Raw genomic sequence first — 14,292 nt, forward strand, 5'->3', positions numbered from 1 at the left:
AAAGGCAACGGCCGCTCCGCTTTGGCCTTCTTTATCCACTTGTGAACAAGGTTGGCATTCACGTCGTGTTCCCGCGCCAGTCGAGAGACCGAAACGCCAGGCTCTAAGCACGCTGCGATTAGTTGATCCCGAGAAGCCGGGTCATATCGACGGCGGCCGTCGCGACCAACAAGCCGCACTTGCAGTTTAGGAGTATCGTCCATGATTAGGTGTCCACCTGTTTTTGGTGGACACTTCATGCATCAGAGCACCCCTCTTCAGAAGGTGTGCAGAAATTCGCGCTTACGTTCAGGCGGCTGCGGGCTTCTGGCTCGACGGAAATGAGCCGGGTCTGGTTGAGGACGTTGTTGCCTTGAATGGCGACGTCGAAGAGCAGGACGGCGACGGCGACCGGGAGGATGGCATGGGAGCCGGCCGCGCCGATCATCAGCGACAGGAAGGCGAGCGCCAGTGCCGCGCCGGTGCCAGCGGCGGAATAGCCGTTGTCGTGAAGCCAGCCGACGCGGCGGGCGGCGAGCGAGCCGGCGAGCCCGACCACGCCCATGAGGCCGATCTCACTCAGCGAATATGAGAAGGGCGGGGCGCTCAAGAGGAAAGTCAGGCCCGTCCAGAACATGGTGAAGGTGCAAAAGCCGATCGAGCCGATTGCAAGCGTGATCTGGACGGAGCGATGCTTGCGCACGACCGCGGGCACGGAGGCGAGCAGGCGGCCATAGGCGATGCGCGGCCTTTCCTTTTCGTTCGGAAGGACGCGCGTCAGCAGAATGGAGAACGACGCCGTCACCGCCGCCGCCATGAAATAGACGGTGCGCCAGCCGAACAGGTCGGCGATGAAGCCGCTGACGGTGCGCGACAGCAGGATGCCGATCAGGATGCCGCCGACGATCGTGCCGACCGTGCGGCCGCGTTCCGTGGGGCTCGAGAGATCGCTGGCGAGAGGAATGAGCAGCTGGCCGGCCACGGTGGTCATGCCGACCGCGGTGAAGGCGGCGAGGAGGGTTGCGTAGGAGGGGGCGAGTGCCGTTGCGAGCAGCGCCAGGGCCGACAGGAACATGACGACAGGGATCAGCCGTCGGCGCACCAGCATATCGCCGAGCGGAACGATCAGGACGATGCCCAGCGCATAGCCGATCTGCGTCATTGTCACCAGCGCGCCGGCCGAACCCAGCGGCACGTCGAGCGAGGTGGCGATGGCCGCGAGCAGCGGCTGCGCCCAGTAGAGATTGCCGACCGCCGCGCCGCCGACGATCGCAAACAGCATGGTCATCGCGGTCGACATGTGTCTGTGCGTCGAGGAGTGGTCGTCGGTGGTCGTCATTGCGTTATTGAAGCCTGTGCATGTGTCGCGGATTTCGCCCGGCCGCGCGTCTTGATCATGGTGCGCAGGCCGGCCGTGGTCTTGCTATCGCGGGCTTGCCTCACGCTGTCGTGGCGTGGCCCGCCGTCATGATAACGGCGGGCCACGTTTCGGTGCTGTTGTCCTTGTGCCTCATAGACGAGGCGGCGTCACTCGCCTTCGCCGCCTTTGGCGTAATCTTCGTCGGAGACCTTCTCCAGCCAGGTGACGACATTGCCATCCAGCGCCTCGGCGACCGCGAAGTGGCTCATGGCCTCATCTTGCGATGCGCCGTGCCAATGCCGGACGAGCGGCGGGATCCAGACGACGTCGCCGGGGCCGACAGCTTCCCTGGCGGCGCCTTCCTTCTGCACCCAGCCCTTGCCCGAGATGATGAACAGCGTCTGGCCGAGCGGATGAGTGTGCCATGCGGTGCGGGCGCCCGCCGGGAAGGAGACGGTCGCGCCGCTGATCGTGGCCGGAGCGTCGCCCTTGTAGAAGCCCGAGGTCTCGACCGCGCCGGTGAAATAGGCCTCCGGGGCGCTGGCCTTGCCCTGGCCGGCGCGGGTCACCTTGATGTCGGTGGGGACATCGGCCGGCGCGGATTGCGTGGCCGCTGCCTCGCGTCCTTCGAAGACGCGTTTCAGCACCGGCACCGCCGACATCGCCCTTGGCCAGCCGGCGTAGAACGCCACATGCGTGACGACCTCGGAGGCTTCCTGGCGGGTCAGGCCGTTGTCCATCGCCCGGTTGGCGTGGAAGGGCAGCTGTTCGGGCTGGCCGATGGCGATCAGCGCGGCCATCGTCACCAGGCTGCGGTCGCGGGCGCTGAGATCCGGTCGCTGCCAGAGGTCGCCGAAGAGCGCGCGGTTGGTCAGCTCCGCAAGGGCTGGCGCCGTTGGGGCGACGCCGGCGTTGACGGTCGCGGTGCGGGCGGCCTCGGCCGCGGCTTCCAGTTCGATGCGCGCGGCGTCGCTATTGGTGACCGGTGCGATGGCGCGTTCGTCGAACACCTTCTTGGTTTCCATCACGGCGGAAATCGCATTCGGCCAGCCGGAATAGAATGCGAGATGGGTGATCAGTTCGCCGATTTCGGCGGGCGTGACACCGTTGTCGAGCGCTCTCCCGACATGGCCGCCGATCTGCGCGGTCTTGCCGGTGGAGACGATCGCGGAGACGGTGACGAGGCTGCGGTCGCGCGGGGCGAGTTCGGCTCGCTCCCACACTTCGCCGAAGAGGACGTCGTCGGTGAAATGTCCCAATCCGGGCGCAACGTCATAGACGGCGGGCGGTGCGACGCGCTTGCGTTCCTGAGCCTCGACGCCGGTCGCGGCGAGCGCCGTGATGGCTATGCCTGCGGCGATGTTCTTCATCTCTTTATTCCTCTTTATTGTTCTAGGCCGTTACGCTTGATGCGCTAAATACCGGCGGGGCTCGCTCAGCGGTCGGCCGGGCAAGCCCCGTCTTTGGCATCAGACGCGCAGCAGGGCCTTGATGGCGCGGCGTTCGTCCATGGCCTTGTAGCCTTCGGCGACGTCGGCAAGCGGAATCTGCAGGTCGAAGACCTTGCCCGGGTTGATCTTGCGGTCGAGCACGAGCTCCATCAGATAGGGCAGGTAGCGGCGCACGGGCGCCGGGCCGCCGAGCAGGCTCTTCTGCTGGAAGAACAGGTTCTGGCCGTCGAAGGTCACGCCGTGGGGAACGCCGACGAAGCCGATCTTGCCGCCGGGGCGGGCGGCGTTGACCGCCTGGCTCATGGATTCCTGCGTGCCGACGCATTCGAGAACGGAATCGGCGCCAACGCCATTGGTGAGTTCCTTGATGCGCTTGACGCCTTCATCGCCGCGTTCGGAAATGATGTCGGTAGCGCCGAACTCGAGCGCGAGATCCTGGCGGGTCTTGTGGCGGCTCATGGCGATGATGCGGGTGGCGCCCATCTGCTTGGCCGACAGAACGCCCATCAGGCCAACGGCACCGTCACCGACGACAACGGCGGTCGAGCCTTCCTGGACGCCTGCGGCATCGGCGGCATACCAACCGGTTCCAAGCACGTCGGAGACGGCGAGGAGGCTCGGGATGAGGTCATCGGCCGGCATGTCAGGCGTTGCGACCAGCGTGCCATCGGCAAGCGGCACGCGCGCGAAAGGCGCCTGGGCGCCGGTCATGAATTCGCGCTGTTCGCAGGAGGACTGGAAGCCGAACTTGCAATGCGGGCAGGTGTTGTCGGACAGGCAGAAGGAGCCGACGACGAACTGGCCGGGCTTGACTGTTTTCACCGCACTGCCGACTTCGACGACCACGCCGCAATATTCATGGCCCATGGCGAGCGGGGCGGTCACTTCATTGGCGCCGCGGAATGGCCAGAGGTCGGAGCCGCAGACGCAGGAGGCCGCCAGCTTGATGATCGCATCGGTCGGCTTGAGGATCTTGGGTTCGGCAACTTCCTCGCATCGGACATCGCCTGGGGCATAGAGCATCGTTGCTAACATGGCGGAATTCCTTTTCTGTTTTAATCTGGCCTGTCTTCAATCTGAAGCGTCGTGTCGCCGGACAGTCGACCGGTCTATAGCGAGGTCGAGGGGCGGGGCATTGCAGATCCGTTCGCGCCGGATAAACCATCCGCCGCCGGCGTGGTCGCTTCCAAGTGTGCGCCCGTCCGCAGCTTCCAGCAACTATTCGCGGGCACTCTACATCGCGTCGGGCAAGCTTATTAGGCGCTGAGTTCGGGATGAACCTATGCGCTTCGTTCATGAATGGCGCGCCGGCTCGACTGCTGCCGCCGGCTATACTTGAATTGCGCAGACAGCGTGACGCCAGCTTCGAGCGTTATTGGTCGCGCCACAGTGTAAGCTGATACAATTCGGGATATGCGCAATGTTGAACATCGTCGTACCAATGGCAGGGCACGGAAGCCGCTTCGCCAAGGCCGGCTATACTCTTCCCAAGCCACTTCTGCCCGTGCACGGCGTGCCGATGATCCGGCTGGTGATCGAAAACCTTCGCCCGTCCGTCGAGCATCGTTTCATCTTCATCTGCCAGGCCGCGCATGTCAGGGAGCATGGGCTGGGCGAGAACCTGCGCGCCTGGGCACCGGGCTGCGAGATATTTCTCGTCGAGCAGGTGACCGAGGGTGCTGCTTGCACGGTGCTGCTCGCGCGTAACGAGATCGACAACGATCAGCCGATGATGATCGCCAATTGCGACCAGTATATCGACGTCGATATCGACGATTATCTTAAGGCCATGGGCGATCTCGACGGGATGATCATGACGATGACGGCGGATGATCCGAAGTGGAGCTTCGTCTCCTTCGGCGCCGATGGCTATATCGACAACGTCGTCGAGAAGCAGGTGATTTCCGATCACGCGACCGTCGGGATCTACAATTTCCGCAAGGGCTCGGACTTCGTTTCCTATGCGGATCGGATGATCGAGCGCGACTTCCGCGTCAACGGCGAGTTCTACGTGGCGCCGGTCTATAATTTCATGATCGAGGACGGCTCGAAGATCGGCGCTTACTCCATCGGCTCGGTGGATGCCGGCATGTACGGTCTCGGCGTGCCTGAGGATCTCACCCATTTCCAGAGCCTGCCTCTGTCCGTCGACGTGACGCGCTCGCTGGGTGCCTCGCTATGATCGAGGTTCTGAGCCATCGCGGCTACTGGAAGACGCCTGAGGAGAAGAACTCGGTCGAGGCCTTCGTTCGCTCCTTCTCGCTCGGCTTCGGCACGGAGACCGATGTGCGCGACAGCCAGGCTGATGGTGCGCCTTCGATCGTCATCTCGCACGACATTCCGCGCGGGGGAGAGATCTCGTTCGCCGAGTTGCTCCGGATCGCCAAGCAACACGGCTCGCCGCTACTTGCGCTGAACATCAAGGCCGATGGTCTGCACGACATGCTGGCCGAAGTGCTCTCAAGCGAAGGCTACAGCAACTATTTCCTGTTCGATGCATCGGTTCCCGATCTCATCCAGGGCGTGAAGCGCAAGATGGTGTCGTTCACGCGTCTCAGCGAGTATGAGCGCGAGGCCTCGCTCTATGACGATCCCGGCGTGACCGGTGTATGGATCGACAACTTCCTGCCGGGGCGCTGGTACGACGCGGCGCTGATCGAGCGCATTCTTGCCGACGGCAAGCAGGCGACGCTGGTGGCGCCGGATCTTCATGGCCGCCACGACGAATATGAACCATTTCTCCAGTGGCTAGTGTCTTCGGGGCTCAACGAGCGGGACGGGCTTTCCGTCTGCACCGACTTTCCGGAGCGCGCGCAACTGATATTGACAGGCCGGGACGCAGCATGACCACGCTTAAGGCGATTATCTTCGACATGGACGGCGTGCTGATCGACGCACGCGAATGGCACTACGAGGCGCTGAACCGGGCGCTCGAGCTCTTCGGATACACCATTCCGCTGCACGAGCACCTTACGATCTTCGACGGCCTGCCGACGCGGCGCAAGCTCGAGATCCTGACGACGACGCGCGGGCTTCCCGAGGCGCTGCACGGCTTCATCAACGAGATGAAGCAGCTCTACACGACCGAGATGATCCACACCAAGTGCAAGCCGACCTTCAAGCAGGAATACGCGCTGGCGCGGCTGCGGGAAGACGGATACCGGCTCGCCGTGGCGTCGAACTCGATCAAGAGCACGGTGTCGCTGATGATGTCGCGAGCCGCACTCGACGGTTATCTCGAGTTCCAGCTCAGCAACGAAGACGTCAAGCACGGCAAGCCGAGCCCGGAAATTTACGTCAAGGCGATCACCATGATGGGCCTGACGCCCGAGGAATGCCTGATCGTCGAGGACAACGAAAACGGTATCAAGGCGGCCAAGGGTTCCGGCGCGCATGTCATGGTGGTGAACGATATCGCGGATGTGAACTATCCCGCGATCACCGAGACCATTCGAAAAATCCACGGTTGATGAGCTTGCGATGAATATTCTGATCCTGATAGCCGGCGAGCCTCGCATCCAGGCGATGGAAGCCTATCCGACCGCGCTGGTGGAAATCAACGGCGTACCCCTGGTGCAGCGGCAGCTGGCCGAATGCGCCAAGATCCCCGGCCACCGCATCATCGTGGCCATGCAGAAGAAGGACCTGGCGCGCTACCACCTCGACGAGGTCGTGCGCCTGCTGTCGCCGGAGGCCGCGGTGGTCTCGGTCGAGGACGGCACGGAGGGAGCCGCCTGCACGGCGCTGCTCGCTGCCGGCTATATCGACAACGACCAGCCGCTTCTGATCCTCAACGGCGACGAATTCCTCACGGTTCCCTTCGACGGCGTCATCCAGAACTTCGTGGAGCGCGAACTCGATGGCGGCACGATGACCTTCAAGTCGGTGCATCCGCGCTACTCCTTCGTTCGGCTCGACGAGCAGAACATGGTGGTCGAGGCGGCCGAGAAGCATCCGATCAGCGACAATGCCACGGCCGGCTTCTACTATTTCCGGCAGGGGCGCGATTTCGTGCGCGCAGCGAAGAACGCGATCCGCAAGGACGCGCGGCACAACAACATGTTCTATGTCTGCCCCGTCTATAATGAGATGGTGCTCGAGGGGAAGAAGATCGGGATCTTCCCGATCAACGCCAAGGACTTCCATCCGATCAAGTCGGATCGCCAGCTGATCGAGCTGTCCGTGACCGAAGGTGACAAATGAGCGATAAGCCACTCACCCTCAACGACATGATCGGCGGCTGGTTCATCGGCGACTTCGACCCCACCGTCGTCAAGACGGGTGCGTTCGAGGTCGGCGTGAAGCATTACGTGGCCGGCGACAAGGATGCGGCGCATTATCACAAGATCGCGCGCGAGATCACGCTCGTCATCTCCGGCACGGTGCGGATGATCGATCAGGTGTGGGAAGCGGGGAGCATCATCGATATCGAGCCCGGCAAGGTCAACCAGTTCGAGGCGCTCACCGATGCGACGGTGACGGTCGTGAAGATCCCGAGCGCCAAGAACGACAAGTATCTCGTCTGATTGACCTGGAGGAGGGCGGTCGCGAATGGTTTCGCGGGCGCTATACTTTCAAGATAGCCCTATAAAGCAGAACGCCCGCATCGATGATCTCGATGCGGGCGTTCTTGTTTGACTGCTTGCTTGTTACTCCGCGCGGATTTCGTGCAGAACCATGCCGGTGCTGCCTGCCATGCTGGTCAGGCGCGGACGGTTGAAGACCGTGTAGAGCGGGTTGTCGCATTCGGGGTTGGCGAACAGCGTGTTGGTGTCGAAGTAACCGTCCTCGATGAACTTCAGATTGTCGTGCATCGTGCGCAGATAATAGTACATCATGTGCAGATGACCGCGGCCGGCCAGCTGGTTCATGATCAGCGCATTGTGGAAGGCGGGAATGGCGGCCTTGCCGATCACGTGGATGGCATCGCCGACGCGGCGGTGATCGCGCCAGTAGTCGCGATATTCCCTCCAGGTGAAGTGGATGCTGTTGATGTCGATCTTCAGGTTCCAGGCGTCGAACGGCTTCTTGAAAGCCAGATCGAAGCGGACCACGACAAGCGCATCGTATTCGGTCTTCTGGAAGACGTGCTTGAGCGCTTCCTTGTAGGTCTCGGCCTGCGAGCTTCCGTTGGGATCGAGCAGGATCAGTTCGCATGGCGCGAATTTTTCCTGCAACTCGGCAAGCGCCGGGCTTTCATATGTCGCCAGATAGACGATCGCATCCGGATTCCTGGCGCGGATCGGCGTGATCACGTTCTCAAGCAAGGACGTGGCGTTGTCCCGCCCGTCCATCGGCAGGCCGAAACGATCCTTTTCAAGAAAGTTATGGCCTCTAATCAATATAGACAGTCGCATTCTGGTCGTCCCTATCACCCATATAGCTCTATGAACGCCATTTTACTTGTGCCGGGCTTGCCTCGGGGACGAATCAGTGTGCGCCGCAGCATGCGAAACGCTCGCCACGGCCGGATTTATGCATAAGGCCCAAAAATGGTCGGAAATTATTGCCGGCGGGCGGCGCTATGCTGCTGGAGTGCTGCGCCGACATTTGCTACCCGGCGCTTCGGATCGGCAGGTAACTTGTGTTTCCATGATGATTCGTTGTTGTTTCTGTAGTATTTCTAATTGATCATCTGGGAATTAAAAAAGAGAATCATGCTTCTGGATGAGTTTTTCTCCCTCCTATTCTATCGTTTTGAATTGATACGTTATGAGCCGGACGGTGCAGGCAACGATTGTTGCAATCGCCAGTCGAACTGTGCGGTTTCGGCTTGAAAAAAGACATAGTGTGCCAATTGCATCTAAAAAACTGACGATTTAAACTTCCGGCGACCGAATCTGTAACAAGAGTGCCGCTCAGTTACAGGCGACGTTAACTCGAAATTAAAGACTGCCGAATAAGAGTTTCACTGCTCGCGATAGCTCTACCGAGGAGCGCAATTGGCCGGTGGGTCCATGATGGACGCTGGTAAATGGTGCCGGGGGTTAAGGAGTTCGCGTTCATTGGCGTAGGGATCAGAGTCGCTTTGGCTCTGGGCGCATGATGCCCTCCTTTTGCGCTGGCTCGTCCGAGCCATGTTTAGTTTGACCCAATTTTGTTCCGACAGGAAACCCGGATCGTCGATGCCGACGACGCCGTGTGGCTGGCTTAAGTGCGGCTGCGCGCGTCTGACCGACGAAGCGGGATGATGTCTTTTGATCAGCTAACGCGAGGGGCGCTCGTCCATGACTTCCATTGTAACTTCTCTGACCGTCAATCAGATCCGGGCGCTGTCGACGACCGCGATCGCGAACCTGACATCCGATGACGTGGCACAGCTCACGACAACGCAGATCAAGGCACTGAGCTCCACGCAGCTCGGCGCGATCGAAACCCAGGACTTCGTTGCTCTTTCCTCCCAGCAGATGAGCGCCGTATCGGCGACCGCACTGGTTGGCCTCAAGCTCGAGCAGCTGGCCGTTCTTTCCACGGCACAGCTCGGCGGTTTCTCGACCGCGCAGGTCGCCGCTCTCTCCACCACCGACGTCGCAAACCTCTCTTCCGAGCAGATCGGCGCGCTTTCGACCGGTCAGGTTGCCGCTCTTACCTCCAAGCAGATCGCTGCCATGGGTACGGAAGACGTCGCTGCCTTCACGACCGGCCAGATCGCTGTTTTGAAGACCACGCAGCTCGGCGCTCTCTCCTCCGCACAGATCGCCGGCCTCTCCACGGACCAGGTCGCTGCGTTCACCTCCTCGCAGGCCGCTGCACTGACCTCGGTTCAGCTTGGCGCCATCTCCTCCGACGGCATCGCCCTGTTCACGACCGACGAGATCGCCGCCATCAGCACCAAGGCACTCGGCGGCCTCTCCACCGATAGCATGGCAGCGCTCACCAGCGGCCAGCTCGTCGCGCTCAAGACGAGCCAGATCGCACTTCTGAGCAGCGCCCAGTTCGGCGCGCTGGATTCCGATCAGGTCAGCGTTCTCACGGGCGCACAGATCGGCGCCCTCGGCTCCAAGCAGCTTGCTTCGCTCTCCACCGACGTCATCGCATCGCTCTCCACCGATCAGATCGTCGCGCTGAAGACGACGCAGGTCGCGGCACTCACCACCGACCAGCTCGCAGCGCTCGACGTCAATCAGGTCGGCGCATTCAGCTCCTCCCAGACCGCAGCGCTTTCTTCCGCTCAGTTCGGCGCTCTGACCACCGACGACATCGCGACCTTCACCACCGACGAGATCGCCGCCATCAGCACGAAGACGCTGGCCGGCCTCTCGACCGCGACGCTCGCAGCCCTCGACACCACCCAGTTCGCAGCGCTCAAGTCCAGCCAGATCGCTCTCTTGACCACGTCGCAGGTCGCGTCGCTCGGTTCGGAAAAGGTCGCGGCGCTCAAGAGCGACCAGGTCGTTGCCCTGACCTCGAAGCAGCTCGCAGCTCTCACCACCGATGATGTCGCCGCTCTCAGCACCGACAACGTCGCCATCATGAAGACCGCGCAGATCGCCGCGCTGAACAACAGCCAGATCGCCGCCATGTCCTCCGAGCAGATCGGCGCGCTTACCGGCGCCCAGATCGGCGCAATGACCTCGTCGGAACTCGCCGCTCTCAGCACCGACGACATCGCGACGTTCACGACCGATGAAATCGCATCCATCAGCACCAAGGCTCTGTCCGGCCTGTCGACCGACGTCATCGGCGCTCTCGACAGCCTGCAGGTCGTTGCCCTGAAGTCCAGCCAGATCGCTCTCCTCAGCACCGGCCAGATCGCAGCGCTCTCCACCGACAACATCGCTCTTTTGACCAGCGACCAGGTCGGCGCCCTGAATTCCAAGCAGATCGCAGCTCTCAGCGCCGACGAAATCGGTGCGCTCACCACCGACAACGTCGCTGTCCTGAAGACCGCGCAGGTCGCAGCGCTCAGCGCATCGCAGATCGGCTCGATGTCTTCCGATCAGGTCAAGGCTCTCACCAGCTCGCAGATCGGTGTCCTCAGCTCCGCACAGCTCGACGCGATGTCGACGGATGGCGTCAGCGCCTTCACGACGGATGAAATCGCCGCCATCAGCTCCAAGGCTCTGACGGGTCTCTCCACCGACGACGTCGCCGCCCTGAGCAGCGAGCAGATCGTCGCGCTGAAGTCGAGCCAGATCGCTCTCCTCAGCAGCGCCCAGCTCGGCGCCATCTCCAGCGACAACATTGCTCTCCTGAAGAGCGATCAGGTCGCCGCCCTGAGCTCGAAGCAGATCGCCGGTCTCTCCACCGACGCCGTTGCCTCTCTCTCCACGGACAACGTCGCGCTCCTGAAGAGCACGCAGATCGCCGCCCTGACGACGGCGCAGATCGACGCGATGTCCACGGATCAGGTCAAGGCCTTCACCAGCACCCAGGTTGCCGCTCTGACGGCTGCTCAGATCGGTGCGATGTCGAGCGACGACATCGTGACGTTCTCGACCGACGAAGTGGCTGCGATCAGCTCGAAGGCCATCGCGCAGCTCTCCACCGAGAGCCTCGGTGCTCTCGACACGGCTCAGTTCGCCGCTCTGAAGTCGAGCCAGATCGCGCTGCTCACCACCAGCCAGGTCGCTTCGCTTTCGACCGAAATTATCGCCGCTCTCGGCAGCGACCAAGTCGGCGCCCTGAACTCGAAGCAGATCGCCGCGCTGACCACGGATGACCTCGCGGCTCTCTCCACGGATAACGTCGCTCTTCTGAAGACGGCACAGATCGCAGCGCTGAGCAGCGCCCAGGTCGATGCCATGACGTCCGATCAGATCACGGCACTCACCAGCACCCAGGTCGGCGTCATGTCGTCCGGCCAGCTGAGCGCCCTGTCGAGCGACGACATCCTGACCTTCAGCACGGACGAAATCGCTGCGATCAGCACGAAGGCATTCTCCGGTCTCTCCACGGCTGCCATCAACGCTCTCGGAAGCGATCAGGTCGTAGCGCTGAAGTCGACCCAGATGGCCGCCATGAGCACCATCCAGCTGACCGCACTGTCGACCGACAACATCACCAAGCTGCTGAGCGATCAGATCCTGGCGCTTAGCACCAGCCAGATCGCTTCGCTGTCGACCGACGAGGTTGCTGCGCTCTCCACCGACAATGTCGGCCTCTTGAAGAGCACGCAGGTTACCGCGCTGACGACCGCGCAGATCGACGCCATGTCGACCGACCAGGTCAAGGCTCTGACGAGCACCCAGGTTGCAGTTCTGACGGCTGCCCAGATCGGTGCGATGTCGAGCGACGACATCGTAACGTTCTCGACCGACGAAGTGGCTGCGATCAGCTCCAAGGCCATCGCGGAGCTCAGCACGGAAAGCCTCGGCGCTCTCGACACGGCCCAGTTCGCTGCGCTCAAGTCGAGCCAGGTCGCGCTGCTCACCACCAGCCAGGTCGCATCGCTTTCGACCGACAAGATGGTCGCTCTCGGCAGCGACCAGCTCGGCGCCCTGAACTCGAAGCAGATCGCCGCTCTGACCACGGATGACATCGCTGTCCTCTCCACGGATAACGTCGCTCTTCTGAAGACCGGCCAGATCGCCGCCCTGACCACGGACCAGCTCGATGCGCTGACAGCCGATCAGGTCACCGCGCTGACCGCCACTCAGATCGGCTCGATGTCCTCGTCGCAGCTCGCGGTCATGTCCACCGACGACATCACGTCCTTCTCGACCGATGAAATCGCGGCCATCAGCACCAAGGCTCTCGCAGGTCTGAGCACCGCCGATATCAACGCTCTCACCAGTGATCAGGCTAAGGCTCTGACGTCGGCCCAGATCGCTCTGCTCAGCACCGGCCAGATTGCCGCGCTGTCGACCGACAACGTAGCACTTCTGTCCAGCACTCAGGTCGGCGCTCTGAACTCGAAGCAGATCGCGGCGCTCTCCACGGACGAAGTCGCTGCACTCAGCACCGACAACATCGCCCTGCTGAGCTCGGGTCAGGTTTCCGCTCTGAACAACACGCAGATCGGCGCCATGTCCTCCGACCAGATCAAGGCTCTGACCAGCGCTCAGGTCGGTGTTCTGACTGCAGACGAGTTCGCCGCAATGTCCACCGATGACATCGCGACCTTCTCGACCGACGAAATCGCGGCGATCAACACCAAGATCATCGCGGCTCTGTCGACCGACACGCTCGAGGCACTCGATACGGTTCAGTTCGCGGCACTCACCACCGGCCAGGTGGCACTGCTCAGCACCGAACAGGTCGCGTCGCTGACGACCGACAAGATGGCGGCTCTCAGCAGCGATCAGATCGGCGTCCTCAGCGCGAAGCAGATCGCGGCGCTCACCACCGAGGACCTCGCGGTCCTGTCCACGGACAACGTGGCACTGCTGAAGACAGCCCAGGTGGCCGCCCTCAGCACCGCGCAGATCACGGCGATGTCTTCCGATCAGGTCAAGGCTCTGACCAGCAGCCAGATCGGCGTACTGACCTCGGCCCAGCTCGGCGCCATGTCGACGGATGGTGTTTCGTCCTTCACGACCGACGAGATCGCCGCCATCAGCACCAAGGCTCTGACCGGCCTGAGCACTGACGATATCAGCGTGCTCAGCAGCGAGCAGTTCATGGCTCTGAAGACCGGCCAGATCGCCCTGCTGACGACCGGCCAGCTCGCTGCGATCACGACCGACAACATCGCTCTCCTGTCTTCGGATCAGGTCGGTGCGCTGACGTCGGCCCAGGTCAAGTCGCTGACGACCGACGAAGTGACGGCTCTGACCACCGACAACGTCGCGGTGCTCAAGTCGACCCAGGTCTCTTCGCTGACCACGGACCAGATCACCGCCATGACGTCGGATCAGGTCAAGGCACTGACGAGCGCTCAGGTCGCGGTTCTCACCGCCGCCCAGATCGGCGCCATGGACACGGACGATATCGGCTCGTTCACGACCGACGAGATCGCTGCCATCAGCACCAAGGCTATCGTGGAACTTTCCTCGGCCAGCATTGAGGCAATGAGCACCGATCAGTTCAAGGCTCTGACGACGAACCAGATCGCGCTTCTGACCACCAGCCAGATCGCCTCGCTGTCGACCGACAAGATGGTCGCCATGAGCTCCGATCAGCTCGGTGTCCTGACCGCCAAGCAGGTCGCGGCGCTCAGCACCGACGATATCGCGGTCCTGACCACGGATCAGGTCGCTGGCCTGAAGACCGGCCAGGTGGTTTCGCTGACGACGGCCCAGATCGAGGCAATGACCTCCGATCAGGTTCAGGCCTTCACCAGCAGCCAGATCGCGGTGATGAGCTCGGCGGAGATTGCCGCGATGTCCAGCGAGGACATCTCGACCTTCACCACCGACGAAATCGCGGCGATCAGCAACAAGGCTCTGGCCGGACTGCAGACCGAAGACATCGCAGCGCTGAACAGCGACCAGCTGGGCGCCTTCACCTCGACGCAGGTGCCGGCTCTGAACTCGGCCCAGGTCGACGCGGTTCTCGCAGCCTACGCCGCGCTGAACCCGTAAGCCGGAACCATACCGAAACAAGGACGCCGCCCGATCA

General features: G+C 62.2%; 11 protein-coding genes. 6 read left to right on the forward strand and 5 right to left on the reverse strand.

Annotated features, from left to right (window positions below; genetic code table 11):
- The 4 genes from D460_RS34905 to D460_RS0102870 form a co-directional block, all read right to left on the reverse strand.
- Window positions 1-206: transposase (locus tag D460_RS34905; protein ID WP_155947678.1), on the reverse strand; the 206-nt coding region annotated here is incomplete at its 3' end.
- A gap of 29 nt (window positions 207-235) precedes the next feature.
- Window positions 236-1,318 (reverse strand): MFS transporter, encoded by a 1,083-nt coding sequence (locus tag D460_RS32460; protein WP_018896992.1) that lies wholly within the window; start codon window positions 1,316-1,318, stop codon window positions 236-238.
- A gap of 188 nt (window positions 1,319-1,506) precedes the next feature.
- A complete protein-coding gene (locus D460_RS0102865) occupies window positions 1,507-2,709 on the reverse strand; it encodes a carboxymuconolactone decarboxylase family protein (protein WP_018896993.1) in 1,203 nt (400 codons plus the stop codon).
- Between the two features lie 99 nt (window positions 2,710-2,808).
- Window positions 2,809-3,825, reverse strand: coding sequence for a zinc-dependent alcohol dehydrogenase family protein (locus D460_RS0102870; protein WP_026282727.1), 1,017 nt, complete (start codon window positions 3,823-3,825; stop codon window positions 2,809-2,811).
- Window positions 3,826-4,210: 385 nt separating this feature from the next.
- Here D460_RS0102870 and D460_RS0102875 point away from each other — a divergent pair, with 385 nt between their 5' ends.
- From D460_RS0102875 to D460_RS0102895, 5 genes are read left to right on the forward strand one after another with little or no spacing between them, the layout of a single operon-like run.
- Window positions 4,211-4,972 carry a glycosyltransferase family 2 protein gene (locus D460_RS0102875; RefSeq protein WP_018896995.1) on the forward strand — a complete coding sequence of 254 codons (762 nt, stop codon included), beginning with the start codon at window positions 4,211-4,213 and terminating at the stop codon, window positions 4,970-4,972.
- Complete coding sequence (locus D460_RS32465; RefSeq protein WP_018896996.1) at window positions 4,969-5,637, forward strand: hypothetical protein; 669 nt, start codon at window positions 4,969-4,971, stop codon at window positions 5,635-5,637. Before D460_RS0102875 ends, D460_RS32465 begins: the two co-directional genes overlap by 4 nt.
- A complete protein-coding gene (locus D460_RS0102885) occupies window positions 5,634-6,260 on the forward strand; it encodes an HAD family phosphatase (RefSeq protein ID WP_018896997.1) in 627 nt (208 codons plus the stop codon). The genes D460_RS32465 and D460_RS0102885 overlap by 4 nt, the downstream gene beginning before the upstream one ends.
- Window positions 6,261-6,270: 10 nt before the next feature.
- Window positions 6,271-6,993, forward strand: a complete 723-nt coding sequence (locus D460_RS0102890; protein WP_018896998.1) for a glycosyltransferase family 2 protein — start codon at window positions 6,271-6,273, stop codon at window positions 6,991-6,993.
- Window positions 6,990-7,316 (forward strand): hypothetical protein, encoded by a 327-nt coding sequence (locus tag D460_RS0102895; protein ID WP_018896999.1) that lies wholly within the window; start codon window positions 6,990-6,992, stop codon window positions 7,314-7,316. Before D460_RS0102890 ends, D460_RS0102895 begins: the two co-directional genes overlap by 4 nt.
- A 123-nt stretch (window positions 7,317-7,439) precedes the next feature.
- Here the strand turns inward: D460_RS0102895 and D460_RS0102900 are convergent, their stop codons facing one another.
- Window positions 7,440-8,147 carry a hypothetical protein gene (locus tag D460_RS0102900; RefSeq protein ID WP_155947661.1) on the reverse strand — a complete coding sequence of 236 codons (708 nt, stop codon included), beginning with the start codon at window positions 8,145-8,147 and terminating at the stop codon, window positions 7,440-7,442.
- Window positions 8,148-9,017: 870 nt separating this feature from the next.
- On the opposite strand from D460_RS0102900, the gene D460_RS0102905 reads away from it, so the two are divergent.
- Window positions 9,018-14,255, forward strand: a complete 5,238-nt coding sequence (locus D460_RS0102905) for a hypothetical protein (RefSeq protein WP_018897001.1) — start codon at window positions 9,018-9,020, stop codon at window positions 14,253-14,255.
- Window positions 14,256-14,292: the final 37 nt, after the last annotated feature.

Origin of the sequence: Rhizobium sp. 2MFCol3.1, from assembly GCF_000377565.1 — a bacterium.
In the GTDB taxonomy this organism is placed as follows: domain Bacteria; phylum Pseudomonadota; class Alphaproteobacteria; order Rhizobiales; family Rhizobiaceae; genus Rhizobium.

What these genes read in the sequence shown, in the direction of transcription:
- D460_RS0102905 (WP_018897001.1), top strand. Translation starts at nt 9,018, where the DNA reads ATGACTTCCATTGTAACTTCTCTGACCGTCAATCAGATCCGGGCGCTG.
- D460_RS0102885 (WP_018896997.1), top strand. Translation starts at nt 5,634, where the DNA reads ATGACCACGCTTAAGGCGATTATCTTCGACATGGACGGCGTGCTGATC.
- D460_RS0102895 (WP_018896999.1), top strand. Translation starts at nt 6,990, where the DNA reads ATGAGCGATAAGCCACTCACCCTCAACGACATGATCGGCGGCTGGTTC.
- D460_RS0102890 (WP_018896998.1), top strand. Translation starts at nt 6,271, where the DNA reads ATGAATATTCTGATCCTGATAGCCGGCGAGCCTCGCATCCAGGCGATG.
- D460_RS32465 (WP_018896996.1), top strand. Translation starts at nt 4,969, where the DNA reads ATGATCGAGGTTCTGAGCCATCGCGGCTACTGGAAGACGCCTGAGGAG.
- D460_RS32460 (WP_018896992.1), bottom strand. Translation starts at nt 1,318, where the DNA reads ATGACGACCACCGACGACCACTCCTCGACGCACAGACACATGTCGACC.
- D460_RS0102870 (WP_026282727.1), bottom strand. Translation starts at nt 3,825, where the DNA reads ATGTTAGCAACGATGCTCTATGCCCCAGGCGATGTCCGATGCGAGGAA.
- D460_RS0102865 (WP_018896993.1), bottom strand. Translation starts at nt 2,709, where the DNA reads ATGAAGAACATCGCCGCAGGCATAGCCATCACGGCGCTCGCCGCGACC.
- D460_RS0102875 (WP_018896995.1), top strand. Translation starts at nt 4,211, where the DNA reads ATGTTGAACATCGTCGTACCAATGGCAGGGCACGGAAGCCGCTTCGCC.
- D460_RS0102900 (WP_155947661.1), bottom strand. Translation starts at nt 8,147, where the DNA reads ATGCGACTGTCTATATTGATTAGAGGCCATAACTTTCTTGAAAAGGAT.